Source organism: Ferdinandcohnia sp. QZ13, assembly GCF_031324165.1.
GTDB lineage: Bacteria > Bacillota > Bacilli > Bacillales > Bacillaceae_L > Ferdinandcohnia.
Map to the genome: position 1 here is coordinate 1,215,387 of NZ_JAVIVW010000001.1, position 25,994 is coordinate 1,241,380.

Consider the following 25,994-nt stretch of genomic DNA (forward strand, 5'->3'; position numbering starts at 1 on the left):
GTCTAAAAAAGAGGATACAAACTACTTTCAAATTTACAGCTATGGATGGAGGATTTACTTTGGATTTACAACAACGTCTCGGCAGCATAACTGAACAAAAACGCTCTTTTATTACAGGTACGACAGAATGCATCAATGACCAATGGATCTTTTTTGATGCCCAAACAGACGAAGCATCAATGCTTGAAGAAATGATTGGGAAGGAAGTAGAAGTTTTCACTCTAAATAAATGGGAAAAAGGCATTTTTGTGGAGGACGGTTTAATCCAGATGAATGGATATTTTTATAAACTTGATAATGGAGATTGCCTCCGTTTTCGGAAAAAATTAACCTTTGCGTATAGAGAATGGCTAGAAGGGTTTACCGAGGACCAATTTATCCGTTTTACGGCTACTTTAAATAAACTATCGTTCTCATTATATGATTGTATCCATTGTCATAATCAACTCATGTATCAGGAAGAGAATGGAGAACATGAAGGTGTCAATTTTATCATGTTTGATAATACGGAACTGCTTTTATCTGTTCACCATCATTTTTCCCGTGGAAAACTAAAGAAGGATCGATTTGAATTTACACTAGCAAATGGAAAAAGGGCAATCCTTTCAACATTATGCAAATAAAATAGGGGGCGTTCACACGTGAACAGCCCCCTAACTTTTACAATGCTTTAAGCTTTGCTAATCCTTTTTCAAATTCTTCACTTTTCATCGGCCGGTCAATGTAGAAACCTTGAGCATAATGGCATTGAAGTTCCTTAAGTAACTCGATTTGCTCATCTGTTTCAACTCCTTCGGCAACCACCTTCACAGCCAGTCCGTGCCCCATCGTAATGATTGCCTTCACAATCGCGATATCAGTGGTATTCACCTTGAGATTATTAATAAATGACCGGTCAATTTTTAAGGTATTGATTGGCAAATCCTTTAGATAACTTAATGATGAATAGCCTGTACCAAAGTCATCAATGGATACCTTAACACCAAGCTTTTGCAGTTCCTTCATAACAATGACACTATGGGAAATGTTTCTTAGCATTACGCCTTCGGTAAGCTCGAGTGTTAAAAATTGCGGCGGAAGTCCTGTTGCCTCTAAAACCTCCTTGACCACATCAATAAAACTAATTTGCTGGAACTGGTCTGCTGATACATTAACAGAAATTGTCAAATAATCATAGCCCATATCATGCCATTTCTTATTCTCTTGGCAAGCCTCTTTCAAGACCCATTTGCCAATCTCATGGATGAGCCCCGTTTCCTCTGCAAGAGGTATAAATTCACCTGGTGATACAAGTCCAAGCTTTGGATGCTCCCATCTAATTAATGCTTCACTGCCATATACTTCTCCAGACGATAAATCAATCAACGGTTGGAAGCATATATGAAATTCATTTTTTTCAAGCGCTTTTCGTAAATAGCCTTCAAGCTCCAACCTATATAATACTTGCTGATTCATTTCTGTTGAGTAAAATTTCATTTTGTTGCCCCCCTGCTGTTTTGCAAGGTTCATAGCTGTATCGGCATGCTTAAATAATAACTCAGTGGTAATCCCATCATTCGGATAGAAACTAACTCCAATACTTCCGGTTAAAAAGAATTCACGTGCTTCATACATAATGGGTCTAGCAATATCATGTAATAATGTCTGTCCAAGATCAGCAATCTTTTCAACTTCAACATCCTCGGTTATCAGGATTGTAAATTTATCCCCACTAAATCTTGCAAGAAAACTCTTTTTTGGGAGCAGCCCTTGGATTCGTTTAGCAAGTTGCTTTAGAATAATATCTCCCGCATAATGGCCAACTGTATCATTAATCATTTTAAAACGGTCAAGATCGATAAACAACACAGCTAATTTATGATACTTCTTTTTCTTTGAAAAACGCTGAACAAAATCCTCTACTTGATTTGTAAAATGCAATCGATTCGGCAAACCAGTTTCTGCATCAAAATAAGCTAAGCATGCAATTTTTTCCTCAGCTTTTTTTTCATAAAAAGCCTCAATATCTTGTAAGGATTTGTAGATTGAATTAGATAATGTCAAAAATGGATTCATCTCATCCTTTTCAGATAATGATAAAATCGTAGAAATCTGGCTTACATCAGAAAATACAGTACAGGTGATCATAACATTGTTTGCTATCACAGCTTCATTTTTTTGCACCTTATCAATTGGTGTGTTCATAATAATTGCTTGTGGTATCTGTTCTATTATTATATTCCTTATATTTTGAATGAATTGTTCATCTGCAAAACATGTAAACAATTGAATGAGTACATGTTTTTCAGCTGTAAGATGGTGTTGCTCCACAAATTCATTTATTTCATTCAAATTCCCACAAATTAGGCTATAGGTTCTCAATACGAGATTCACCACTCTTTTTTTCTCTCATGAAGTATGTATATATTCATAAAGATAGCATAATTTCTTGTCGAAAAACACAGAAAAAAGAGAAAAAGCCACCTTAAATGGTAGCTTTTTCACAAAACGTTTAGAATCTCCATATTCCTAATGGAAGTTTCATTCCTAATGCAATTGTTAAGATCAAGACAACAATAAACAATCCCCAGAATAATCCAGTTGGTTTTTGTTTACTAGAACGTACTAAAATCATTTCCATAAATCCGATTGTTAGTACCCCTAGTATTGCTTTACCTATGTATTCACCGTTGATTTCTACTCCACCAAATAAAAGTAGTAAACCTGTCGCTAAGATGAATAAATAAAATAAACGTAAGATCATTTTAACAATTTTTTGGGATTTTTCTTTGCCGGCCTTGTTCAGGAATGTTGCTGCTATAACAAATAGAATAATAGCAACTGCCCAAGAAGTAATATGTGCATGAGTATTAACTGTCATGTACTACTTCCTCCTTTTTCTTTTTCATTCATGGATAATCATAGCATGTTTATAATGAAAATAAAAAGATTCAATCAGCCTTTTTTCACTATTTACATAGTAAATATGTCGTTTTTGTGACGTGTTAACCTTTTTATTCTTCAATCTTATTTCTCAACGTCCCTAGCCCATCAATGGTAATTTCAATCACGTCTCCAGCCTTTAGAAAGCGAGGTGGATTAAAGCCTTTCCCTACTCCCGCTGGAGTACCTGTCGCGATAATATCACCGGGCTCTAAAGTCATTCCTTGTGAAATCACTGAAATAATGTTTTCAATCGGGAAAATAAACTGGCTTGTGTTACCTGATTGACGTGTTTCCCCATTAACTTTGGTTGTTACGGATAAATGACTAGGATTTGGAATCAACGATTTATGCACCAACATTGGACCCATTGGACAACTGGTGTCTAAGCTTTTGCCAAGGAAAAATTGTTTATGTCTTGATTGGATGTCGCGAGCAGTAATATCGTTAACGATCGTATACCCAAACACATACTCCAATGCTTCACTTTCTTTAATACCACGACCTTCTTTACCGATTACAACTGCTAATTCCCCTTCGTAATCCAGCTGCTCTGTGATATTTTTATGATTCATGACGAGCTCATCTGTTCCGACAACTGTCGTGGGTGCCTTTGTGAACAACATGACATGCTCAGGGATATCCTTTGCGCTTCCCATTTCTATTACATGATCCGCATAATTTTTACCAACACAAAAAATATTCTTACTAGGTTTGGGAATTGGTGCCTTTAATGTAATATCCTCAATGGGCAATATGCCGTCTGCATCAGGATGTTGAAGTGCCCACTCCCTAATATGAGACACTCTCTCGAGAAACAGCTCACCTTGTGAAATAGCCTCAATCATTGTTTCAGGAACAATTGATGAACTGTTCATTTGAGCTTCCACAGCTTGTAGATTGAGTACTTGATTAAGGTTTTCGATTACCATACCAATAAATTGTTTTCCATTCTTTTCAGCAGTTACAAACCTCATTAACATCACCTCTTATTTAATCTTTTACTTAATTCTACTTAAGCTGTCCTTTTTCCTCTTTTAACAATTTGTCAAACTTTGTATTATTTTGTAACATTTTAAGATGTTTTAGCGAACTTGTTTTATTCTTTGTAAAGGCAGGTATAATAATAGTACAAGCCTGTATATACTACTTTAGTCTAATGAATGGTAAAGAAAATGTACTAAAAAAATGGAGAAATGAAAATGTTCATGTTGAAAATTGCTATTGAATTAAAGCGCCGTAAAATGACAGTTTTAGCTGATCGGCACGGCTTTACTGCTTGGGAGACAGTAAAGTGTAGTCAAGAGTTAGACCAATTATTGAATATTTATCAAAAAACCAAAGAGAAAAAATTAAAAATGGTGAACTAATAGTAAGTGTTTAAAAAGGCGGATGAAAAGGACCACGCCGCCTAAAATGCCAGTCCTCATGTCTTGCCGGCACTAGCATTCCTGTGCGTCGAAAATTTCGAGGTGGCGTAGTTTTGAGTAGCGGAACGTATGTAGTGGATACGTGGAAATGGGCGCTTCTTTGAATCCGCTTCGCACGCAGGAAAGGTGTTTTTCCTTTCCAAGGAACGGAAAAACAGCCAACGAGCTTCCACAGGATGTGGTGACTTCGACGTTCAACACAGGACCTGTCGGCGTTTAGTCGAAGTTCCTCCTGTGATGTGTCATTTTCACCGGACTTTTTGAACAACCTCTAAAAAGGCTATTCGCTTTATTCGCGAATAGCCTTTTTCCTTATATCCACTTTTTGTGCATAAGTTAATGTTCTCCAAATCCATTCGATTGGACCAAATCTGAATTTTTTTAACCATAGATAGCTTAACACGATTTGGATAATGAAAATAGCAATCGTGAGAAGGAATCCCGTATACAGTTCCATTTTTCCATACAATCCAAAACCATAACCATAAAACAAGAGCGTACACACAATTGATTGGAATAAATAATTACTCAGAGAAAGCCGTCCAACAAATGCGAGCGGTGAGAGTATTCTCTTCCAAACTGGTAACCTCATCAACAGGACAATCGATGTTGCATAGAATACAGCTGTGCCCGGTCCACCTATCGTATCCTGTAAATATTCGGTTGCAGCATTTTTAGACGTATAGTATGGAAGCAATTTCATCGGAACCCCAATTGTTAGTGATATCAGCCATAAAATCTTTACTTTCTTTATATCCTCATCACGGCCTTCCAGCCACTTTTTCTTTGCAATAAAAGCTCCTAAAAGGAACATCGGTAGCAATGTAATGACCAGTACAAAAATGCTCCCTACATTATTCACATAGTACCAATCTTGGAATCTTTGAATCGTAATTTCCCAGAATCCTCCTGTAGTATAAATTTCTGCAGATTTTTGAGCAAGTTGTTCATTAAACATAATGGCACTTAGTCCTGGTTCGAACATGACAGCTAGAAACATCATACCGCCAAGTAATAGATTTGGTACGAAAATAAGTACTAAAGCCCAAATCAGTAACGTAATTGGTTTTGCCTTATGAAACAATAGAAAAATGGCCCCAACAATGGCATATGTAATTAAAATATCTCCATGCCATACAAAAAACGCGTGTAAACATCCAAACAGCAAAAGCACAATTAATCTTCTTGTAATCAATGGATAAAAAGAATAACCTTTTGCTAGTGCTCTTTCCTTAAAAAGAATCATGCCAAACCCGAAAAGAAACGAAAACAGGGTATAAAAGCTTGCTTGTGCGAAAATGTCAACAAAACTATTTGTCCATTGATTCCATTCCCCACTCCACCAGTCTTTAGGGTTTAAATACAAAACCGGTGAAAAAAACGAAGGCATATTCACGAAAAAAATACCGAATATTGCTAGCCCCCTTATCACATCGAGCGACTGAATTCGCTCCGCTCCCATTACAGGTGTTAATCGTTCATTGTTCATTCGTGTAGCTCCTTTAATTTTCCTCTATTTGATTATAAAAGAAGCCTCTAGAAATCTCTAGAATAATATTCCAAAAGTCGAATTAACACGTTATTCCCTCATCCTCGAAATCACACCTTCTGGGTGTTTATCATAGAATATCGTAATCGCATCTACATGTAGCAACTTACAATTTCGTATATTTTTTAATTTGATTTTTAAAAGGGTGTTCAATATGCCAGCAATTGTTGGAGCAATAAAAATAAATAGCATTGGGAATAGCAGTGTAATGAATGTAGGGGATGTTTTTCAAATTGCACCTATTACTACTGCCAAAACATTCGCTGGAGCTGGCTCATTTAATACCGGGAATGGAACTCGTATCTTTAATAATCAGAGTGTAACCAACTCATATGATGTAGATACAATTGATAGTGTCAATATCGGAAACGCCTAAGGGGGGGTATACGCAAATGAATTTTTATATAAATCAAAGTATTTGTATACAAACGCTAAGAGTCGGAAGTGTTGCAAATTCATCTGTCTTACAAATTGGCAGTGCGGGAATTATTCGGCCATCTGCACATTTGTATAATACAGGTGGTTTTACTGAACCAGCTCCACAAATTACAGGAAAGCCACAAAGTATGTTAGAGGCACCAGCTGTACCTTTAGCAGGCTCTTCAGGAACAGCAGGAGTAGCACCTATAACCGGTGCAACAGGTGTAAGATAATGGGCATTCACCCAATCGTTCTTCTCTGCATAGAGTAATCTATAACAGAGTTTTAGAAAGGGTGAATGCTATGTATCCTTATTATCATTGTGTGTCCTCCTCAGATATTCAGAATCTTTACCAGTATATCCAACAACAAAACCTTCGGATAAACCAATTAGAGCAAACACTTCAGCAACTTCAAACGGAAATAGGGGAATTAAAGAAGCAACCATCCACCCATATAGAAAGAGTTGAATATAAATTTGATCAACTGAAGGTTGAAACTCTTGAAGGAACTTTAAACATTGGTTTAAATCCATTAAATGGGGAACCAATTGAAGACTTCTCCGTAGCTCAAGGAAAAATGAACATTCCAGATATTCGGCATGTTCATAAAGAACTACTTAATGAGATACAAGACAATATAGACGAGTATTTATCAAATGAAGGACCGGTACTTATTGAAGGAATTGCTAATCAGGAAAGAACGGCTTTAGAAGAAGGACACTCAGGCTTTATCATTGAGGATATTCAGAAACAAATTCCTGACCGAATTGTCCATTATTTAGGCCAATATCATGGAGAGTTACAAAATCCCTCAAGAGAAACGCAAGTCTACCAGAACATTATCAGCCATATTAAAAACGACATCAAAAATTCGGTTACAGGATATATTCAAAATTTGCCCAAAAACACGAAAAGGGAGAATGAGACGTGAACTTTACCGTTGTAAATAAGGAATTACAAGTTGGATATATTGATATTGTCGGTGTTTCAACATCTGCTGTTTTTATTATTGGAGATGCACAAACCATTTCTATGGCTTCAGCATTTGACACTCCCCCTGAATCTTTAATCATTGGACCATTTGTTCCGCTTGCTCCAGAGAGTTGACGTACATTGAAAAGACTATCGGTAGTAGACTATGTTCGGATAAATGCCGTTCTGTTTAGTAGTATAGTGGAAGTTGGTGACACCCGAAGAATCGCTCCTTTTACGCAAGCACTTGCTTTTCAAAAAGAAGTCCCATTATTTTTTTCAAATGAAGGAAGTCTTGATGCATTTCCTTTTTTTAAAAGGGAGCTGCCAAAAGTAACAATCGAAGATGAAATAACCATCAATACCTTCCATCAAAATCCTGTTATTAAAGTAAATACTGTTAGAATACTTGCTATCTCCTCTTCGTCTGTACTACAGATTGGATCAACTGTTGAGATAGAGTCAAAATCTAAAGTAAAACATATTCGAAAATTATTAGAGAAACAGCCCACTGAAAGATAGTTCCGAATTATGTATTTTCACATAAAGTAATAGCATGAAAATGTTTTTTAAAGGATGACGCTATATGCCCTCTATTGTTGGACCAATAAAAATTGTTAATGTCGGTGGCGGAGTCGTTAATTTTGGTGACTCCTTCTATGTTTCACCTAAGGATACAGCGAAGACTTACTCAGGGTCAGGATCATTTAATACTGGAGATTTTATTAATACGAATAATGGATTAAATTCCACAAATACAAATGATGAAGATTTTGCAGATCAACTCTTAAAAAATAATGCGTAAAAATAAAAAGGCCGAAGCACGGCCTTTTTACGTATTATAATGTTTCTAATCTAACAATCGTACCTCTGCCAGATGGTTCAGCTGGTTCAACAATTAAACGTTTAGGCAATCTAGCCCTTAGTTCCTGGACGTGACTAATAACACCTACTGCCAATTGTTTTGAATGTAATTTTTCGAGAGCTGATACAACCGTATCCAAAAGGTCTGCATCCAATGTACCAAATCCCTCGTCTAAGAAGAAGAATTGTAACGGGTATTCACCCCTTAACTGGATTTGAGCGGACAGAGAAAGTGCCAACGCCAATGATGTTAAGAAAGTTTCACCACCAGAAAGCGTTGTAACAGGACGTCTAACCCCTCCATTTGCATCATCTCTCATAATAAATCCACCCTGTGAATCTACCTCAACAGCGTAGCGCTGTCTAGTAAGAATTCCAAGTCGCTCTGTTGCGTCAAGACTAACTTGAACAAGCTGTTCCTCTGCAATAAACTCTACGAAACTATTCCCTTTAAAAACGGATTGCAGCTTGTTATATTGCTCTACCATCTGTTCAAGCTCGTTACGTCGTTCTTCAAGTTCGTTGAAACGTTCATGTTTTTCTAAAAGTACTTGAAGGGCCTTTACAGCTGCTCCCTTTGCTTCAACCGCTTGATTAAGCATCTCTATCATTTCCGTACGAACCCTTTGGATTTCGTCCCATTTTTCTTGAGTTAGTTCTTCACCTTTTAGGAGATCATTTAATTTTTGCAACTCAGTTTGTACTTGCTTGTGGCGATCCCAATAACGCTCAATTTGTGAACCAAGCTCTTCTTGCTCATGTTTTGAAAGTACCGATTCCTTTACATCGGAACTTTGTAAAAAGCTTGTTGTTTCAAGTACCTCAGCCCATTTACTTGTTGCTTTTTCACTTCTACTTTTCCCGTCCTGAAATGCTTGCAAGGCAGCATGGGTTTCATTTTCGAGTTTCTGACATTCCGCTTGAACCTTTTGCCACGCTTCGTAAGCTGTTGATTCGTTGTCTTCAAGCTGTTTTATCATCTGTTCCGTTTCAACTAATAACTGAGGGATGTTATTCTCTCCGATTTCTCTTGAGAGTTTTTCACGTGCCTCAGATAAAGCTTCGAGTTTACCTTTTAATGTAGAATTGACTTCAACAATTTGACGTTCAAGCTCATTGCTTTCATGTTGATACTTTTGCTTTTCTTGCTCTTTTTGTTCAAGTAAAGTGGTGCTATTTTCAATTTCAACAGATAGACTTTGCGCCAATTTGTCATTCTTTGAGATGTCCTCGAGCTTCAATTCGATTGTTTCAAATTCAAGCTGTGGATATGATTGCTTCCAGTTCAAGTACTGTTCTTTCGTTTTTTCCTGTAAGTTTAAAACTCGAGCCTGAAGTTCATTAAAGGATTTTGTATTAATTTCCTTTGTCTGCTCAAGCTGGTTCACTTGTTTTAAAGATGCACGAAGGTCTTGAATGGCTTTTCTACCCATTTCTTGAAGCTTTAAATAATCCTGTTGCAATGATCTTTGTTCAACAACAAGCGCTTGAAGTTTTCCATCCACATCTTCAAACTCATCATCACTAACCGTCTTCTTTGCTTGGATAGGGGCATTCATTTCCCCAGGGTACTCCCCGATTAGTCCGCCGGAGATTTGTTCGAGCTTGAGTTTAAGCGTGGAAAATTCTTGTTTTAGCTCCCTTACATTTGATAAATCATTGTTGAGTTTTTCAATTTGTGCTGCGATTTCATCTCCATGATCTTCAGGACTAGATACAGGATTCGGATGATGGGTAGAACCACAAACTGGACATGGCTCCCCAGATTGAAGCTGGTCCGCGATTTGAATAGCAAGATTCTTTTTCCGATTATCCTCCAGTGCTTGCTTAAGTGTAGCAAGCTTAGCCTCAGCAAAACCAATAAGCTTTTCACTATCTCTTTCACGATCACAAACCGCTTCATATGTGGATGCATTCTCTAAAAAGATAACTTCCATTCTATGTTTAGCCTGATTGAACACCTCATTTTGTGAGTTCAGCATTTTCTCCAATTGTTCAAGCTGCCTTTGACTATTTTCAAGATCTTTTTTTTGCTCGTTTACACTTGTCTTAGAAAACAGGATCGTCTGCTTCTGTTGATTGGCTTTCTGGAGCTCGTCCCGAACTTCTGCTGTAACAGTTAATTTCGAAAGCTTTTCTCTTCGCTCCTTTTGTTTCTCTGTATCTTCCGTAATGGATGTAGTAATGGCTTCAATTTGCTTTTGTTTTTCACGTACTAGTGATTGTAAGCTATTCAGCTTGGCTTGGAGATCATTAGCTTCTCCTTCTAGAACAATTGCTTTTTCCTGTACGATCTTAGCATCCGTCAGCTGCTGTTTTTTTGTTAAATAAAACGGTAATTTCTCCGTCTTTTCCTGACGGGCATGATGATAATCATTTGCCTTTGCTTCATTGTCTTGTTTTTTGGTCTTTAATTGATTTTGTAAAGTTTGATAGCGAATAGTTGCTTTGTCTAATGCTTCTTTTGCAGATTCATACTCCTCAATATATGGAAGGATAAGAGCAGCTGTTTCCGCATTCTTCACTTTTTGCTCAAGCTGAAGGATATGTGGTTTCTTATGTTCGATTTCAACCATTTTTTTGGATAGTAAGCTCTTATCCAACTGCCATTGCCAAATACTCTTACTTTTTTCAAAATCAGCTTCAATCTTATTGACCTCGTTTTTCCGCTTTTCCAAAAGTATCTCTGTATCTTTTAGTTCTTGCTCCGCATTTTTGATTGCTTCTGTTGAAGCATCCCCTAGCCCAGCTTGTTCAGCTGCTACTTCGTTTAACTCACTTTTCGCTGTGGTTAGCTTATTCTTTAATTTTTTATTTAGCTTGTCTCCATATTGTTCGAGATTAAATAAGCGTTGCAGCATTTGTCTGCGGTCTGCACCCTTTAGTGACAAGAACTCAGCGAACTTTCCTTGTGGCAATACGACTGCTCTCGTAAAGTCATCAATGGTTAACCCTAAGAGATCCTGAACACATTGATTGACTTCACCAATTTTATCAGCAAGAACTACCGATTCCTCACCAACTTCAATAATTCGACTTACTGATGATTTAAGCTTTAATTCATCCTGGCGTTTGAAGCTACGCTCAATGGTGTAACGCTTTGCTCCTTTGGCGTTTTCAAGCTCAAATGTAAAAGAAACGTGAAGCAGATTTTCTGCATGATTCAATATTCCGTGCGTATTATTGGATGCGCGCTCGACTTTTCCATATAAAGCAAGTGTCATCGCATCAAGAATGGACGATTTCCCACTTCCTGTCGGTCCAAAAATCCCAAAGACTCCACCTTCACAAAGGGATCCAAAATCAACTGTTTGTTTTTCGCGGAAGCTATGAAGTCCCGCTACTGTTAATGTAATTGGTTTCATGCTTCGTCACCATCCTCGTCTACATCATCAGAAATCAGCTCTAAAAATAATTTCGTAAGTTCAGGTTCTGGTTTCGCACCGCCTGTTTGTTTTTCATAAAAGCGCACAAATAGTTCATCAATAGGGGTATTTGTATTCACTATCCCCTCTGCTCTTTCTTTTTCAAGCTCTTCAAAAACAGGTCGAATATGAATGAGACCACTATGATGCTTTCGTAATCGATGAATTTCTTCGATTGAAAGGGCATTTGCAACGTGAATTTCAAGGTCAATCCATGCATTCGCATCCTTACCTTCATCCAGCCAAGTATAAACTTGAGCTAACCCCTCTTTCGCTTTCCATCTTACAAGCGGTTTTCCACTTGATAATAACACCTCGGACATTTCAATTGGCTGGTTAGGTTTCGCGTCTAAAATCGTTACAGACTTCGCGTACCCTGCCTCAGAAAAACTGTAGGCTAATGGAGAACCAGAATATCTCGCCATCGTTTTTGCTCTTGACACCATTTGTGGACGGTGTAAATGACCTAACGCTACGTATTGTGCTGCTTCCGGAAGACTAGTAGCAGCAACCGTGTATGCTCCCCCAACTTCAATTGGTCGCTCAGAATCAGAGCTACTTCCACCTGTTACATAAATATGGCTCATTGCAATATTAATAGTTTCAGGCGTAAAAGCTTTACTCATTTCTTCAAAGATTCCTTGAATGCGTTGATCATATTTATCGCGGAGCATTAATTCTTCATGAGAATCTGATAACACTTCGGCTAAACGTGACTCAGATGGATATGGTAAAGCTGCTAGTTTAAGAGTTTCATTTGTTGTAGGAACATAGATGGTTTGGACATCAATTGTCGGCAAGCCAAGTAGTTGAATTCCTTGTTTTTGAGCGAGTGGTGAGGCTGCAGACAGGCGGTCTGGATTATCATGGTTTCCTGCGATAATCGATACAGGTCGTTTGCCACCATTAGCTAAACGGGCTATACTTTCATAAAATAAGCTTTCAGCTGCTGCCGGTGGATTCACTGTATCAAATGCATCACCTGCCATTAAGATAACATCGATTTTTTCTTCTTCGACAATTTTTACAAGCTCGTCTAAAAATTGTGCTTGTTCTTCTAATCTACTTCTTCCCTCTAGGGAACGACCTAAATGCCAATCCGCAGTATGAAGAATTCTCATTTGAAATTCCACTTCCTTTACCGAAATCTAGTACTATTATTTTAACATAGGAAGTTGTTTGAGATTTATAGTGTTAACTGGAAATTAATAAGAAAAGCGCAAGGCGCCTGTCTATCGGCGACAAGCATATGACGAGCGCTGGCAGAAGGCTCTTTTTGCCTTCCGAAGCGATTGGCTTAGACCAGAGAGCCGATGGCGCCTGGAGCTAGACATCGAAAACTAGGTAAAAAAATTTATACTTTCTATTCATTCGAAAAAAGTACTGCCCTATTATAAGAGCAGTACTTCCTTATTTACACCTCTAACAAATGTCCACCATCGAAAAAGTATAAATATCTTTCATTTAGTGGTTTTCTCCAAATATGTTCGATTGCCTTACTGTATAATTCAAGCTGGACGCGGTAGCGGTCTTCCAGTTCGGACTTTGCATCTTCAAAGCTTCTAAATTTACCAGTAATGGTGTCCGTTTTATAATCTATCAGAACAATTCCTTTTTCATCCTCAAAGATACAGTCAATAACCCCTTGGATGAGGACATGTTCCTGTTGTTCATCAGACCAGTCCGCATAGGCTTCATCCGCAGGAATTGCAACACTAAAAGGAACCTCTCGTCTGACACTTTTAGCAGCTAACATACGCTGTGCAATACCTGATTCAAAAAACCCGAGAATACTTGCTATATCGATAACATCTGCTTGTTCTTCCGTTAATAATTCATGATAAACCATTTTTTGAATTTGCTCGCGAAGAGAGTCTTCGTTTATGGGTTCACTGAAATTAACATGCTGCATCACCATATGCATCGCGGTACCACGTTCTGCAGGTGTTAATGATTTTTGCTGCATAAATCGTGGACGATCTGCACTTGCAGCTCTGAACCGAGGTAGAAAAGCCACATCGCTATGTTCATCCATACTCTCTCGCTGTCTTTTTATCTCTGAGACAGACTGTTTTGAACGCTTATTTGCCGCAGATTTATAAGGATATTGCCATGTTAATTGGTTTTCAATTTGCTCAGATGCATCACTACTTACTGGAATTGGTTTCCCTTCCTTTAGCGCCGCCTCCATTTGTTTATGTTTGCTTTCTTCTCCAACCTCAATTTTTTGTAATTCTACAGCTGGGATTGTCCAAATCTCCCATTTTGCTGGGTGGTTCACAATGTCGGCAGGGAGTTGTTCCACGGATTCATCTCCACGTAGTAATTCGGCATCCTTATGTCTAATTAAGCCAGGTCCAATCCAGTCCAAATATGATTTCGCGCCAGCTCTTGTATGGTCTGCAATTAACCATTCTTTATTTTGAAGAGTAGCTTGCCATTTGCCCAGCTGCTTTTCTAAATCCTTTATAGTACCTACTAAATAAAGCTTTTCTTTTGCTCTCGTCAGTGCAACATATAGTACACGCATTTCTTCAGAAATCAGTTCAAGGTGCATTTTTTTCTTAATGGCAAGCATTGGAAGAGTTGGATACGTTACCCGAAGTCTTGGATTTACATATTTCGTTCCAAATCCAAGCTCTTTGTCTAACAAATACTTTTTATTTAAATCCATCATATTAAATTGCTTTGAAAGCCCCGCAACAAACACAACTGGGAATTCAAGTCCTTTACTTTTATGAATGGTCATGAGGCGGACAACATCCTCTTGTTCCCCAAGTGCCCTTGCCGTACCTAAATCATCACCACGATCCTGCATTCTTTCGATGAAACGCAAGAAACGGAATAAACCTCTAAAGGAAGTCGCTTCATACTGTCTGGCACGGTCATAGAGTGCACGAAGGTTTGCTTGTCGTTGCTTTCCACCTGGCATGCCCCCAACAAAATCATAAAAATAGGTCTCTCGGTATAGTTGCCAAATCAAATCAGATAGAGAACCTGTTCTCGCTCGAGTACGCCAGCTTTCTAACTTATGATAAAATTCAGCTACCTTATCGTGTGTAGCATCATCTGAAGATGCTTCCTCCAAAAATACCTTCAATGCCTCATAGTAAGGGCTATTTTTTTCATAGGTTCGTATTTTAGCCAACTCATCCGCTTCAAGTCCAACAATCGGTGAACGTAAAACAGATGCGAGCGGAATATCCTGGAATGGATTATCAATCACCTTCAACAAGGACATCATAATTGCGACTTCAGTTGCATCAAAATAGCCTGTTGAAAGATCCGCATAAATTGGAATTCCTTGCTGTTTAAACTCCTCCATAAGTTGCGGAGCCCATGGCATCGAGCGCATCAGAATGACAATATCACGATACGTGATGCTTCTCATTCGATTTTCTTTACGGTCAAACACTTGGAATCCTGAAGAAATCATGTCCTTGATTTGCTTTGCCATCGCTCGAGCTTCAAGCTGGGCTGTTTCTAGTTCCGCCTCATCAAAAAGGACGATGCTCTCCTCATCTTCTGAATCTTCATCTGCTTTATAGCTTTCGGTCTCCTGGCCATTTTTATCAATTAACACTAATTCTGCAGCCATTTGATTACTTTCGGGATAATCCGCTCCTAGCTTTAATTCCGCATCATCGTCATATTCAATCTCGCCAACTGCTTCTCCCATTATTTGTTTAAACAAATAATTCGTTCCATCCAAGACCTCAGCACGACTCCGGAAGTTCTTCGATAAATCAATTCTTAAACCTGTATGATCCCTCTCTGGGGTAAACCGTTTGTATTTACTTAAAAATAACATCGGTTCAGCAAGACGGAAGCGATAAATCGACTGCTTCACATCTCCAACCATGAACATATTTCCGGTCGCTTCTCCGTCTTTTGTTACTAACTTTAAGATCGATTCCTGTACCATATTCGTATCCTGATACTCATCTACAAAAGCTTCTTCAAACTGAAGTCGATATTGAAGAGCTGCTTCGGATGGCACAAGCTCGTCAGAAGAGTTTTCTTTACGAAGAATTTCTAGACAATAATGCTCTAAATCTGAAAAGTCAACAAGTCCTTTTTCTTCTTTCACCGTCTGGAATCTCTCGCCAAATTCAATCACAAGCTGAACCAGCATTTCGATTGAAGGCTGCATTTCTTTAATATTGTCTAAATAGCTTTCTGGAGTTCGACTGAACAAATCTTCCTTTATTTTTTCAACCAGCTTTTTCGCGTCATCCCTTAACTTTGACACCTGGTCCTTTAGATTTTCATCATACTCATCACCCTTAACAGGCTTCGCCCTACCAAAAACAAGAGTTTGCATTTCATGGTAGAGGGCTGTCCATGAGTGATTTTTCGCATGTAAAAGTCGGTTAATTTGTTCCAAATCTGCTTCAATATTTTCTGCTCGCGGTGCTGGTCCTCCTGGCAGTCGAATTAAATCCATCGCCTGCTCTAAATTAGCTTTTGCGCCTTCAAGCTGAAGTGAAATATCGGCTAATAAATATGGAATATAGGGTGTTTGATCCAATGTTTGATCATCCACTCGATAATCTTCTACAATTTGTTTCAACCATTCACTAGGTGTTGGATGAGCTCGTGAAAACTCATATAGTTTCCGAATCATATTTTGTAATTCAACATCGGTTCGATCGTTGGTAAAACGGTCAACTAAATCAAAAAACTTTGTGTTTTCAAGATTGCTGTAATGCTCTTCAAATAACTCTTCCATTACTTCATCACGTAAAAGTTCAGCCTCTGTAGAATCAGCAATTCGAAAGCCCGGGTCAATATCGATTAAATAATAAAATTTTCGAATGACTTCTAAACAGAAAGAGTGAATGGTAGAAATAGAAGCTCGGTTAAGCAAGCTAAGTTGACGTCTAATATGAAGTGAAGCTGGATCTTCCTTTAACGCTTTTTCCAATGCTTCTCCAATTCGATTGCGCATTTCTGCTGCAGACGCATTTGTAAACGTCACAACTAGCAAACGGTCAACATCGACAGGATGTTGATCCGATAAAATTTTACGGATAATCCGTTCAACAAGTACCGCTGTTTTACCTGACCCAGCCGCTGCTGCAACTAAAATATCTTGTCCGCTTGAGACAATGGCTTTCCACTGATCATCTGTCCATTGACTTCCTTCTGGCTTTGGTATGAGATTAGTCATGAATTTTCACACCTCCATTCCGAATTTTCTCGAGGATTGCATCTTTACTTTCATTTGCTAGAACACGATAGTTATTTTCTTCTAAACTTTGGTCAAACTGACAAACAGATTTGAACGGACAGAACGTACATGGTGTTTTATCCTTAAGTTTATATGGAGCAATATCAATTTCACCATTTGTAATCCGATTTCCAGTGTTTTTAAAGACGCCACGTACATGATTTCGAAGGTAACCAAGTTCTTCTTCGCTTGCCACCTGTGAATTTGAATAAAAGCTTCCGTCTTTCTTGATTGCGGCTGAGACAATTTGAGAGTACCCTGTTCCAAGCGATTGGTCCATTAGACGAACGGATTCCTCGTCTTCTAACAAGAGTCCCTTCATTTTAAATTTCTTAAAGATTTCCTCTTCAATTTTATCTTCAGGAAGTACTTTATTTGAATGAATTAATGGGTCATGGATATGGAAATAAAGAACACCTGCTGGCTTTGCGGTCGTTCCAATCCAATCCTTGGAATGTGTAATAATGACATCTAAATACGTCAACATTTGCAAAGCGAGCCCATAGTATACTTCTGAAAGATTGAGTGCCTTTTGACTTGATTTATAGTCGATAACACGTAACAGTACACCCTTCGAGCTTTCTGCTTTATCAACCCGGTCAATTCGACCTACAAGCTCCATTGTGCTTCCATTATCTAAATCAAATCGAATAGGTGGAAGTGGCCCCTTCTTACCAAAGCCTAGCTCAATCCCTACTGGAGCAAAGCCACTTGCTTTCGCATGGTCACTTAAGATCTTCGATGCACGACTAATAATTTTTTGAAGCTTATGCATGATATAGTGATAGCGATTTGAGCTCAATAAGATTTCTTTCTGCAGTCGTGGTGCTAATTCCTCGACCGCTTGTGCAGCAAGCTTATCACATTGCTCTTTTGTTAGATCACGCCAGTCGATCCCATTGATTCGTAAAGAATCAGCAATTTTCTTAAGGGCTGCATGGAATAAATCGCCGATGTCTGGTGATTCCAAGCGAAATACTTTACGCTCTTTTAGCTGCAGTCCATAACTAGCAAAGTGAGAGAAAGGACAGCCTTGGAACACTTCCATCCGTGATACACTACCCTGAATATGGTCGCCATATAGCGCCTCTGTTATTTCTTTTGATAGTTTTTTCGGTTTGTTTTTATAAAATAAACTGCTTAATACTAGCTGACTCTTGTATTTCATTTCATCGTGAATGGCGAAATAGTTATAAACATCCCACCATAAATCCTGAATGGGATACTGTTTTTTCCACGCCTGTAATTGTGTAGCCAACGAAGATAAGGCGACATCAGGATTAACGATATATTCTAACTGCTCGTTCGCTGAGAGCTCTGATGGCTCATTCATGTAGAATTTTTCATCTATATTTGGGAAAAGGTCCTTTAGGCGCTTAATAATTGGTGATGGAAGAAGTGATTTTCCTTCTTCATTTGCCAATGGATAGCTAATATATAAAGCTTCTTCGGAGCTTGTTAGCGCACAATAAATAAGGAAATTTTCATCTAATAATGTTTCCCTACTTCCGGGTGCTAATTGTAATCCAACATCACCTAGGGCTTCACGGTCTGATTCCGAAAATACACCTTCTTCATTCGGGCGGGAAGGTAGGACACCATCATTCGCTCCGATAATAAAGGTACATTTGATATTTGAGAATCGAGAACGTTCCAAGCTTGCCACAAGCACCTGATCAATCGCAGGTGGTACAAGCGCAAATCGCATGCTTTCTAGTCCTGTTTCAATCATATTGCTGAACATGGTTAGCGATACTTTTTCGTCACCGATGATTTCAACATATTGATCGAGCAGTTCTAAAACTGCTTTCCACACTTGGTCGTTTTCCCTTGCTTCTGAAAGCCTTCCGGCAAGTTCAGCATTCAGTTTCATCTCTTCCATTTTCGCTGGGATTTCAAGCTCCTCTAAATATAAGAAGAGTGCCTCACACATTGTTCTACCATCCTTCGCCTTTTGAAGTCGTTTCCCGAGAACAAATAATGGCTCCACTATCATCGTACGAAGCTCGTTTAGCATGTCCTCGTATTCACGTTCTTTATCTGTTTGTGGTAGGTCTGAATCTTCTAATCCCCTTATGCGCTTATACTTCCAACGCTCGCCATTTGTCCATTTATAGCCCTGAATCCCGTATTCAAGCACATAGTTTTCAAGCTTGTCCATGTCTTCTCGGAGTGCGGAAATCTTTTCACCAAACGGATATAAAAGATCTGTTTTGACACAACGAAATACAGATTCATAGCGCCAATTGCTGTTAACAACCTCAAGACTTGAACGAATCAGTTCAATTAACGGATGATTTAACATCGAACGCTTTTGGTCAATGAAAAATGGAATATGATAATCTTGAAAAATAGTTTCAATGATTTCATGATAATCGCTAGCATTACGTATCATGATCGCGATATCACGATATCGATAATTTTTATCTCTTGCTAATTTTTGAATCTCACGCGCTATTCCTTCAATTTCAGCACGTCGATTCACCGCTTGACTTAATGTAATCGCAGTTGAATCATGGTATGGAACAGTTGGCCTTTCATCAAAATAACGTTCTAAATGGGCTAACGAAGGTTCTGAGCCATACCGATACTGCTTAGTTAACAAAATCGGCTCTTCGACCTTAATACCATTTTCATTCGCATAATGACTAATAGATTGATAGGTTTTACCAGTCATTCGGAATAAACTTAAATCATGCGGTGGAACATCGTAAGCTTGATCAACCGTTAAAGCAATTGTTACTTTTTTTGAGACCTTCATAAGTTGACCTAATACTTCAAGCTCCTGTGGAGTAAAGCTATGGAACCCATCAATGAAAATTTCCGCCTCTTTTATATAGGTAGATTGAGGAATTTTTTCTGCTAAAAGTCGTAAATAATCCTCGGAATCGACATATTTCTCAAATAGATGTTTTTCTAATTCATCATATAAAAGCTGTAAGTCATGTAATTTATCGGATAGAGCTTTGTTTTCAGGTGCAATGGTTTGTTTTTGTTCTTCTAGGATTTCAGGAGTGACGCAATATCGTTTAAACTCTGCAACCATTTCTTCCATTTGGGTAATAAATCCATTTTTATCAGCAGCACGTGAGAAAATCTTTAAATCCTGCTTTTTAGAATCAATGATTTTGCGAAGAAGCATATTCACCCCAACATTATTGACATGATAACGGCTCATTCCCCCTGTTTCCTGCAGAACCCGCCATGCCAAACGAGTAAAACTGAATACTTGAGCTCTCATCATTCCGCCTATTCCAGGGGTACTGATTAAATCGTATTCAGATTGAAATGTCATTTGGTCCGGAACTAAATACACAATCGGAGATCCTGTTGGATCGTCAAGAAGCTTTGACCGAATATCTTCAAGACATGTGTATGATTTCCCAGTACCAGCACGTCCCAGTATAAATTGTAGAGACATATTTTAACCTCCTAAAGAGAGCATAAATTCGTTTCATTCTTATCCTCTAATTGTATCAAAAAATTTGTCGAACAGGTGAATCGTATCCTATCCATATTTTAGGAATGTCGAAGAACGCTCACAATCTTTTATTTTTTTGGATGATATAATTTTTGTAAGGACTTACCATCAATGATTGGCTCTTCATTCCCGGGCTATCCATTATACCGATTATAGGAAATGAATTTGCAAAGGCTTGGAAACGTATCTTTTGAGAATGCGACATTCTTATTATTTCGACATTTTAGTTAACTTTATAACAAACTCTTAATATAGACTTATGATTAAAGTAGGGATTGATGTCATATTGTACAATGATTGTTTATCTCAATCCCGTCAATTTGAAGGGGGTAATTATTATGCCTAGATTACTAGTGCCTGTTGATGGTTCTGAGCATTCTATTAAAGCATTGCATTTCGCATTAAATCAAGCTGTTGAAACCGATTCAGAAATCATTCTCCTCAATGTTCAACCAAGTTATAACACTCCAAATGTAAAGCGCTTTGTTCGGCAAGATCAAATTCAGGCTTATCAAAATGAAGAAAGCAAAGTTGCGTTTGATAAAGCTTTAGCTGAAAAGAAGAACTTTTCAGTTCCAGTGAAAACCAAATTTAGAATTGGAGAACCTGGCGTCGAAATCTGTGCGGAGGCAAGAGAAAGTCAGGTAACTCAAATTATAATGGGCTATAGGGGATTAGGTGCAATTAAACGAACAGTTCTCGGAAGTGTTAGTTATAAGGTTTTACACGAACCTCCCTGCCCAGTAACAATTGTTCCATAAAACAAAGATTTTTCAGATGAAGGTCTGGCTAAAGTAGAAAAAAGCGAAAAGATAACCAAGTTATTTTCTCGCTTTTTTGTTATTAAAGTTCTTTCTTATAATCGCTTTCGATATCCGGTTTAAATTTCCTAATTTCAGTAGGAATATTCTCATAAAATAGCAGCATACATATGATTTGTATGGTACTAAAGTATTATTTTACAAGCTATAAGTAGGAGGTGAGTTTGTGAAATTTTTAATCCTTGTTCATGTTTTGTCAGCCATAATCGGTGTGGGTCCAACCTTTTTTGCCCATGTCCTTCTTCGCAAAAATCAAAATGCGGTTCAATTGAGACAATCGATGGCATTAAGTCAAACGCTTAACTTCTTTCCTAAAATCGGAGGCTCAATTGCCGTATTAACAGGAATACTTCTTGTAATCATTGGAAATTATGGCTCTTTCTTAAATCTTTGGCTTATCGGCTCTCTTATTATTTATATCCTTATTCAGATCGTTGTTATTGGAATCATTGATCCAAACGCAAAAAAATTAGCAGGCTGGGTTTTTGATGAAAATAACAAAGAAGCTGTTGATTTGCCTAAGGAGCAAAGCCAGCTTCTCTCGAAAATCAGTAATCAATTTTATTTCGCTACCGCATTCGGTGTTCTTCTGTTCATTTTAATGATATGGAAACCTTTGTAAGAGTAAAAAGGGTAACACTACACAGTGATACCCTTTTTACTCTTTACCCTCTCCATGACAACCTCAACAAAGCGCTCAAAGCGATGTTCATCAATATGCTGAGGCATTAATTCAATTTTTAAAGTTGCTGCTAAGTTTGAATGCACATAAAGCATATCGCGAAACTCATCAACTGCCCCACAAAAATGGGGATAGCATTGGTCACCGGTGCCAAATACACCTGTTACCATATCCTTGCTTGTACTGTTCTCAAATGAACGATAAAGAGGAATCATTTCGTGCGGAACATCCCCATTTCCCCAAGTATAGGTACCTATGATAATCGCATCATATGTTTCCAATTCATAAAAAGGGAAATGTTCTACCTCATAGACATAGCATTTGCTAGTGTAACTACTCATATACTTCCAAATGATATTCATCGCTTCCTCTGTATTCCCAGTAATCGATGTATACACAATCGCAACCTTCATATTTATAGCTCATCAAACCCATTGGATTGGGAAACCTTGGTATAGGTTCGTGATTTTTGTTCGAAGAAATCCGATTTGGTATCATTCATCATCTCATCACTAAACACCTGAATCCACGGCATCGGGTTCTCCCTCTCTTCATATAAATTCGGGAACCCAAGCTGGCGAAGCCTTTTATTAGCAAGATATTCAACATATCCTTCAAATTCTTTTAAATCAATTCCATCAATATCTTTCAAAATATAGCGTGCCCATTCTTTTTCTAGCTCCACTGCCTGTCCAATTGCCTTAAACACATAATCCTTGTTTTCCTCGGTGTTTAGTTCCGGGTTTTCTGATAAAAGAATTCGTACAAATTGTGCAATGAAATAAGCATGCTGCATTTCATCCCTCTGAATATAGCTAATCATTGTACTCGTTTTTAGCATCTTTTGTTGTCTCGCAAGATTATAGAAAAAGGCAAAGCCCGCATAAAAATAGATTCCTTCTAGGTTAATTGAATTGATCGCCAGTTTAAACAAATTTTCTGGGGTCGAATGCTCCCTGAATCCTTCGTAAGCCTCAAGAATTACTTGATTTCTTTTTCGAACAATCGGATCTTCCTTCGCCTGATTAAAGCGTTCCTTTTGTTCTTGTAATGGCACCAGTGAACTCAGAATATACGAATAGGATTCATTATGAACAGCTTCCTGCTGTGATATCACCGCGAAAATAGCTTTAAAACTGGAATCCGTTACATAGTCCATGACCTGGTTCATTGTAGGTGTTTGCAAACTATCTAGTGAAGCGAGCTGAGTGTTTATTCGTAAAAATACATCCTTTTCAGTAAGGCTTAATTGGTCCCATTGCTTGATATCATCCTGCATATTAATTTCTTGCGCTTTCCAAAAATTCGAAAGCAAGGTTTGATACAGAGTATACATTTGTGGATAGGCAATATCATTCCAATTCAATAAACCCGAGGTTTCTCCGTTAATGATTCCTGTTGATTTATTCGGAAAATCCGGATTAAATAATTTTATTTTTGTTAATGGCTGATTGATTGTCATTAGTTTGTCCCCCTTAACTGTGGCATAGTTCACATTCTTCAATTTCTGCTTGCGACGTACTTCTGACATAATAAGTCGTTTTTAACCCTTGTCTCCATGCCTCTAAATGGAGCTGTAAGAGGTCCTTTGCTTTAATATCATGTCTGACATACAGATTAAAGCTAATCCCCTGGTCAATATGACGCTGACGTGCTGCGTTTTGTTTGATGCTCCAAATTTGATCCACTTCATGACGTGCTTTTCGGTAAAATTCATAGGTTCTATGGTTAATATCTGGTGCAGTGACTTTAAACTTAAAATTCTTTTTCTCCTCTGCATACTCGACTGCATAAATTGGATCAATCCCATCAGTAGAGCCACCAATTTTAGCTGTCGATGAATTGGGAGCAACCGCCATCAGCCAGCCATTCCTTAACCCAATCTGAGAAACATTTTCTTTAAGCTTGTTCCATCGTTCAGATGTGTACTTTCTGCGGGTAAAATAGGCTCCCGTTTCCCACTCGGATCCTTTAAATTTCGGGTAGGCACCTTTTTCCTTTGCAAGCTCCATCGAAGATTGAATGGCATTATAGGCTATGTCCTCATATAACTTATCCGCGAGTTGCACAGCTTCTTCCGATTCCCAGTAAATCCCCTTTTGTGCTAAAAGGTGATGCCAGCCAAATGTCCCTAATCCAACCGCGCGAAACTTTTTATTAGTGATATATGCTTGTTTGACTGAAATGGTATTTAAATCTACTACATTATCAAGCATTCTGACTTGAATGCGAATTAATCGTTCAAGTACATTTTCCTGAACAGCCCTTGGTAGATTAATAGATGAAAGATTACAAACCACAAAATCACCCGGTTTTCGAATGATCACAATATTCCCTTCTTCATCTACATACTCTTTAGTAATTGCTGTTGCTGACATATTTTGAGCAATCTCTGTACATAAATTACTGCAGAAAATCGCTGTTCGACCTTTTCCTAACAGATGTTTGTTCGGATTTTGACGATTGACTTCATCACGGTAGAACATATACGGTGTTCCTGTTTCTAGCTGCGCAATCATGATTCGAGCCATGATATCCATCGCTCGATAGGATTTACGTGGTAAAAGTGGATGGTTAACAGCTTCCATATATTTTAATGAGAAGTATTTATCATCTTCTTCATCATAAAAATCTTCAAGTCCTAATGGGTTTCCGTTTTCATCCTTCCAGCCCATGATTTGCTTTACTTCATGTGGACAAAAGGTGTGCCACTCTCCTATGCTTCTTCCATTTTCATCATTCTCTTGTAGCTTTTTCATAAATAGATCTGGGACGGAGACTCCCGTAAAAATATCATGAGCCTTACGGCGCTCGTCCCCATTATTCGTTTTTAAATCTAGGAAACCATTCATAATGTCCTTATGGAATAAATCAAGATAGATAGCAATTGCTCCTTGGCGTTGTCCTAATTGGTCAACACTTACTGCTGTATCATTTATTAGACGAATCCACGGCACAATCCCAGAAGAATTCCCTTTGAATTTTTTTATATCGGAACCTAGCGCACGAACCTTCCCGTAATAGACACCGATTCCACCTCCATCTTTTGATAATCTAGCAATATCCCAGTTATTTAAATAAATGCCATCAAGTGAGTCCTCAACTGTATCAATAAAACAAGAGGACAACTGACCAAAGCTTTTTCCTGCATTTGATAATGTTGGGGTCGCAACAGTCATATACAAATTACTTAATGCCCAGTAGGCTTCCTTGACGTACTCGATCCGAACATCCCTTTTTTCATGTTGCATTAATGTCATCGCAATGATCATGAATCGCTCCTGTGGAAGTTCGTAAATATTCCGTTCATAGTCTCTGGCAAGGTATCGGTCCGCCAATAAAAATAACCCGATGTATGTAAATAGATGATCTTTAGTAGGATCTATTACCTTTTCTAGTTCACAAATCTCATCTTTTGAATAAGAATTTACTATTTCATGAGAATAGATCCCTTTGTTCGTCAATTCTTCAATCAATTCATGAAAGCTCCCGTATTTTAGGGCACTTTTGTACTTTCGACTCGTTGCAGCTTTTTCATAGAGCTCATTTAAATATAGATTGGCCGCTAAATAAGTCCAGTTTGGTTGATCCATGGCGATGCGATTTAGGGAATAAAAAAGTGCATGTTGATTTGCTTCATAATTTATTTCTTGCAGTTTATTTCTTAGCTCGGTTGTATCAAGCTGATAGGTCCTTTCAGCATAATCAAGCGAGTGTAGAACTGTATCCAATTCTCCTAGTGTTGTGATTTTCAATTTATTTCTCTCCCTTATCTATTTTCTCGTTAAACAGAAAAAATCCGCTCAGGTCAAATTGAGCGGATGAAACGATAACATCAAGAGAGCATAAATATAAAGCCCACCTGTCGCCACCGTTTCATCTTCCCAATCCCCGAAGAAGGTGAAACATCTTAAGAAAAGACAGGTCTCCTGACTTATGCATCCCTCTACTTTGAACCCTTCCCATATAAGTACCTCCTTTGAAGCTATCTTATACAGTGGCCTGTCCATTTCGTCAGCATTTACAGTTGCGGGGGCAGTTCTGGATTTTCACCATATTCCCTATTAAGCCTACACGGCATCTTTCTCTCAAGGCAAAACACAATATGTAGTTATTAAAGCTGAAATTCTATCAATATATGCTATAAAATTAATAATAAGTGAATACTACACTTTTAGCAAGACAAATTTTGA

The 25,994-nt window shown here is 38.1% G+C and carries 21 protein-coding genes and 1 riboswitch; of the genes, 10 read left to right on the plus strand and 11 right to left on the minus strand.

The window, feature by feature from the left end:
• Positions 1-59: 59 nt before the first annotated feature.
• The gene (locus RGU12_RS05920; RefSeq protein WP_309535233.1) at positions 60-623 is read left to right on the plus strand and encodes a DUF2777 family protein; all 564 of its coding nucleotides are present in this window, start codon (positions 60-62) and stop codon (positions 621-623) included.
• Positions 624-660: 37 nt separating this feature from the next.
• Here RGU12_RS05920 and RGU12_RS05925 read toward each other — a convergent pair whose 3' ends face one another.
• The 3 genes from RGU12_RS05925 to RGU12_RS05935 all read right to left on the minus strand — a co-directional run bounded on the left by RGU12_RS05925 (position 661) and on the right by RGU12_RS05935 (position 3,899).
• Positions 661-2,361 (minus strand): putative bifunctional diguanylate cyclase/phosphodiesterase, encoded by a 1,701-nt coding sequence (locus RGU12_RS05925; protein WP_309535234.1) that lies wholly within the window; start codon positions 2,359-2,361, stop codon positions 661-663.
• Positions 2,362-2,491: 130 nt separating this feature from the next.
• On the minus strand, positions 2,492-2,860 hold the full coding sequence (locus tag RGU12_RS05930; protein WP_309535235.1) for a YisL family protein: 369 nt from the start codon (positions 2,858-2,860) through the stop codon (positions 2,492-2,494).
• 133 nt (positions 2,861-2,993) lie between these two features.
• On the minus strand, positions 2,994-3,899 hold the full coding sequence (locus RGU12_RS05935) for a fumarylacetoacetate hydrolase family protein (protein WP_309535236.1): 906 nt from the start codon (positions 3,897-3,899) through the stop codon (positions 2,994-2,996).
• Positions 3,900-4,124: 225 nt separating this feature from the next.
• Between RGU12_RS05935 and RGU12_RS05940 the strand changes: the two genes are divergently transcribed.
• Entirely contained in the window at positions 4,125-4,292 is a 168-nt protein-coding gene (locus RGU12_RS05940) for an aspartyl-phosphate phosphatase Spo0E family protein (RefSeq protein ID WP_116351193.1), read from the plus strand.
• Positions 4,293-4,641: 349 nt separating this feature from the next.
• Here the strand turns inward: RGU12_RS05940 and RGU12_RS05945 are convergent, their stop codons facing one another.
• On the minus strand, positions 4,642-5,841 hold the full coding sequence (locus RGU12_RS05945; protein ID WP_309535237.1) for a DUF418 domain-containing protein: 1,200 nt from the start codon (positions 5,839-5,841) through the stop codon (positions 4,642-4,644).
• 214 nt (positions 5,842-6,055) lie between these two features.
• On the opposite strand from RGU12_RS05945, the gene RGU12_RS05950 reads away from it, so the two are divergent.
• The 6 genes from RGU12_RS05950 (at position 6,056) to RGU12_RS05975 (ending at position 8,100) form a co-directional block, all read left to right on the plus strand.
• Positions 6,056-6,277 (plus strand): spore germination protein, encoded by a 222-nt coding sequence (locus tag RGU12_RS05950; RefSeq protein WP_309535238.1) that lies wholly within the window; start codon positions 6,056-6,058, stop codon positions 6,275-6,277.
• A gap of 16 nt (positions 6,278-6,293) precedes the next feature.
• Positions 6,294-6,554: a spore germination protein GerPB gene (locus RGU12_RS05955; RefSeq protein WP_116351196.1), complete on the plus strand. Its 261-nt coding sequence runs from the start codon at positions 6,294-6,296 to the stop codon at positions 6,552-6,554.
• Positions 6,555-6,624: 70 nt separating this feature from the next.
• Positions 6,625-7,254, plus strand: a complete 630-nt coding sequence (gene gerPC, locus RGU12_RS05960; protein WP_309535239.1) for a spore germination protein GerPC — start codon at positions 6,625-6,627, stop codon at positions 7,252-7,254.
• Positions 7,251-7,430, plus strand: coding sequence for a spore germination protein GerPD (locus RGU12_RS05965; RefSeq protein ID WP_309535240.1), 180 nt, complete (start codon positions 7,251-7,253; stop codon positions 7,428-7,430). The genes gerPC and RGU12_RS05965 overlap by 4 nt, the downstream gene beginning before the upstream one ends.
• 6 nt (positions 7,431-7,436) lie before the next feature.
• Complete coding sequence (locus RGU12_RS05970) at positions 7,437-7,817, plus strand: spore germination protein GerPE (protein WP_309535241.1); 381 nt, start codon at positions 7,437-7,439, stop codon at positions 7,815-7,817.
• 64 nt (positions 7,818-7,881) lie between these two features.
• On the plus strand, positions 7,882-8,100 hold the full coding sequence (locus RGU12_RS05975) for a spore germination protein (RefSeq protein ID WP_309535242.1): 219 nt from the start codon (positions 7,882-7,884) through the stop codon (positions 8,098-8,100).
• Between the two features lie 34 nt (positions 8,101-8,134).
• Here the strand turns inward: RGU12_RS05975 and RGU12_RS05980 are convergent, their stop codons facing one another.
• The 4 genes from RGU12_RS05980 to addB all read right to left on the minus strand — a co-directional run bounded on the left by RGU12_RS05980 (position 8,135) and on the right by addB (position 20,238).
• A complete protein-coding gene (locus RGU12_RS05980) occupies positions 8,135-11,524 on the minus strand; it encodes an SbcC/MukB-like Walker B domain-containing protein (protein WP_309535243.1) in 3,390 nt (1,129 codons plus the stop codon).
• Positions 11,521-12,705, minus strand: a complete 1,185-nt coding sequence (locus tag RGU12_RS05985; RefSeq protein ID WP_309535244.1) for an exonuclease SbcCD subunit D — start codon at positions 12,703-12,705, stop codon at positions 11,521-11,523. The genes RGU12_RS05980 and RGU12_RS05985 overlap by 4 nt, the downstream gene beginning before the upstream one ends.
• Positions 12,706-12,998: 293 nt before the next feature.
• The gene (gene addA / locus RGU12_RS05990; protein WP_309535245.1) at positions 12,999-16,757 is read right to left on the minus strand and encodes a helicase-exonuclease AddAB subunit AddA; all 3,759 of its coding nucleotides are present in this window, start codon (positions 16,755-16,757) and stop codon (positions 12,999-13,001) included.
• Positions 16,750-20,238, minus strand: coding sequence for a helicase-exonuclease AddAB subunit AddB (gene addB, locus RGU12_RS05995; protein ID WP_309535246.1), 3,489 nt, complete (start codon positions 20,236-20,238; stop codon positions 16,750-16,752). Before addB ends, addA begins: the two co-directional genes overlap by 8 nt.
• Before the next feature lie 398 nt (positions 20,239-20,636).
• On the opposite strand from addB, the gene RGU12_RS06000 reads away from it, so the two are divergent.
• Positions 20,637-21,059 carry a universal stress protein gene (locus RGU12_RS06000; RefSeq protein ID WP_309535247.1) on the plus strand — a complete coding sequence of 141 codons (423 nt, stop codon included), beginning with the start codon at positions 20,637-20,639 and terminating at the stop codon, positions 21,057-21,059.
• Positions 21,060-21,285: 226 nt separating this feature from the next.
• A complete protein-coding gene (locus RGU12_RS06005) occupies positions 21,286-21,741 on the plus strand; it encodes a DUF2269 family protein (protein WP_309535248.1) in 456 nt (151 codons plus the stop codon).
• A 17-nt stretch (positions 21,742-21,758) separates the two neighbouring features.
• Here RGU12_RS06005 and RGU12_RS06010 read toward each other — a convergent pair whose 3' ends face one another.
• Genes RGU12_RS06010 through RGU12_RS06020 form a run of 3 tightly spaced genes read right to left on the minus strand, consistent with a single transcriptional unit; the run spans position 21,759 to position 25,556 of the window.
• Complete coding sequence (locus RGU12_RS06010) at positions 21,759-22,214, minus strand: flavodoxin domain-containing protein (protein WP_309535249.1); 456 nt, start codon at positions 22,212-22,214, stop codon at positions 21,759-21,761.
• Positions 22,215-22,216: 2 nt separating this feature from the next.
• Positions 22,217-23,263 carry a ribonucleotide-diphosphate reductase subunit beta gene (locus RGU12_RS06015; protein WP_309535250.1) on the minus strand — a complete coding sequence of 349 codons (1,047 nt, stop codon included), beginning with the start codon at positions 23,261-23,263 and terminating at the stop codon, positions 22,217-22,219.
• A gap of 13 nt (positions 23,264-23,276) precedes the next feature.
• The gene (locus RGU12_RS06020; RefSeq protein WP_309535251.1) at positions 23,277-25,556 is read right to left on the minus strand and encodes a ribonucleoside-diphosphate reductase subunit alpha; all 2,280 of its coding nucleotides are present in this window, start codon (positions 25,554-25,556) and stop codon (positions 23,277-23,279) included.
• A gap of 147 nt (positions 25,557-25,703) precedes the next feature.
• Positions 25,704-25,901: riboswitch (cobalamin riboswitch) on the minus strand.
• Positions 25,902-25,994: the final 93 nt, after the last annotated feature.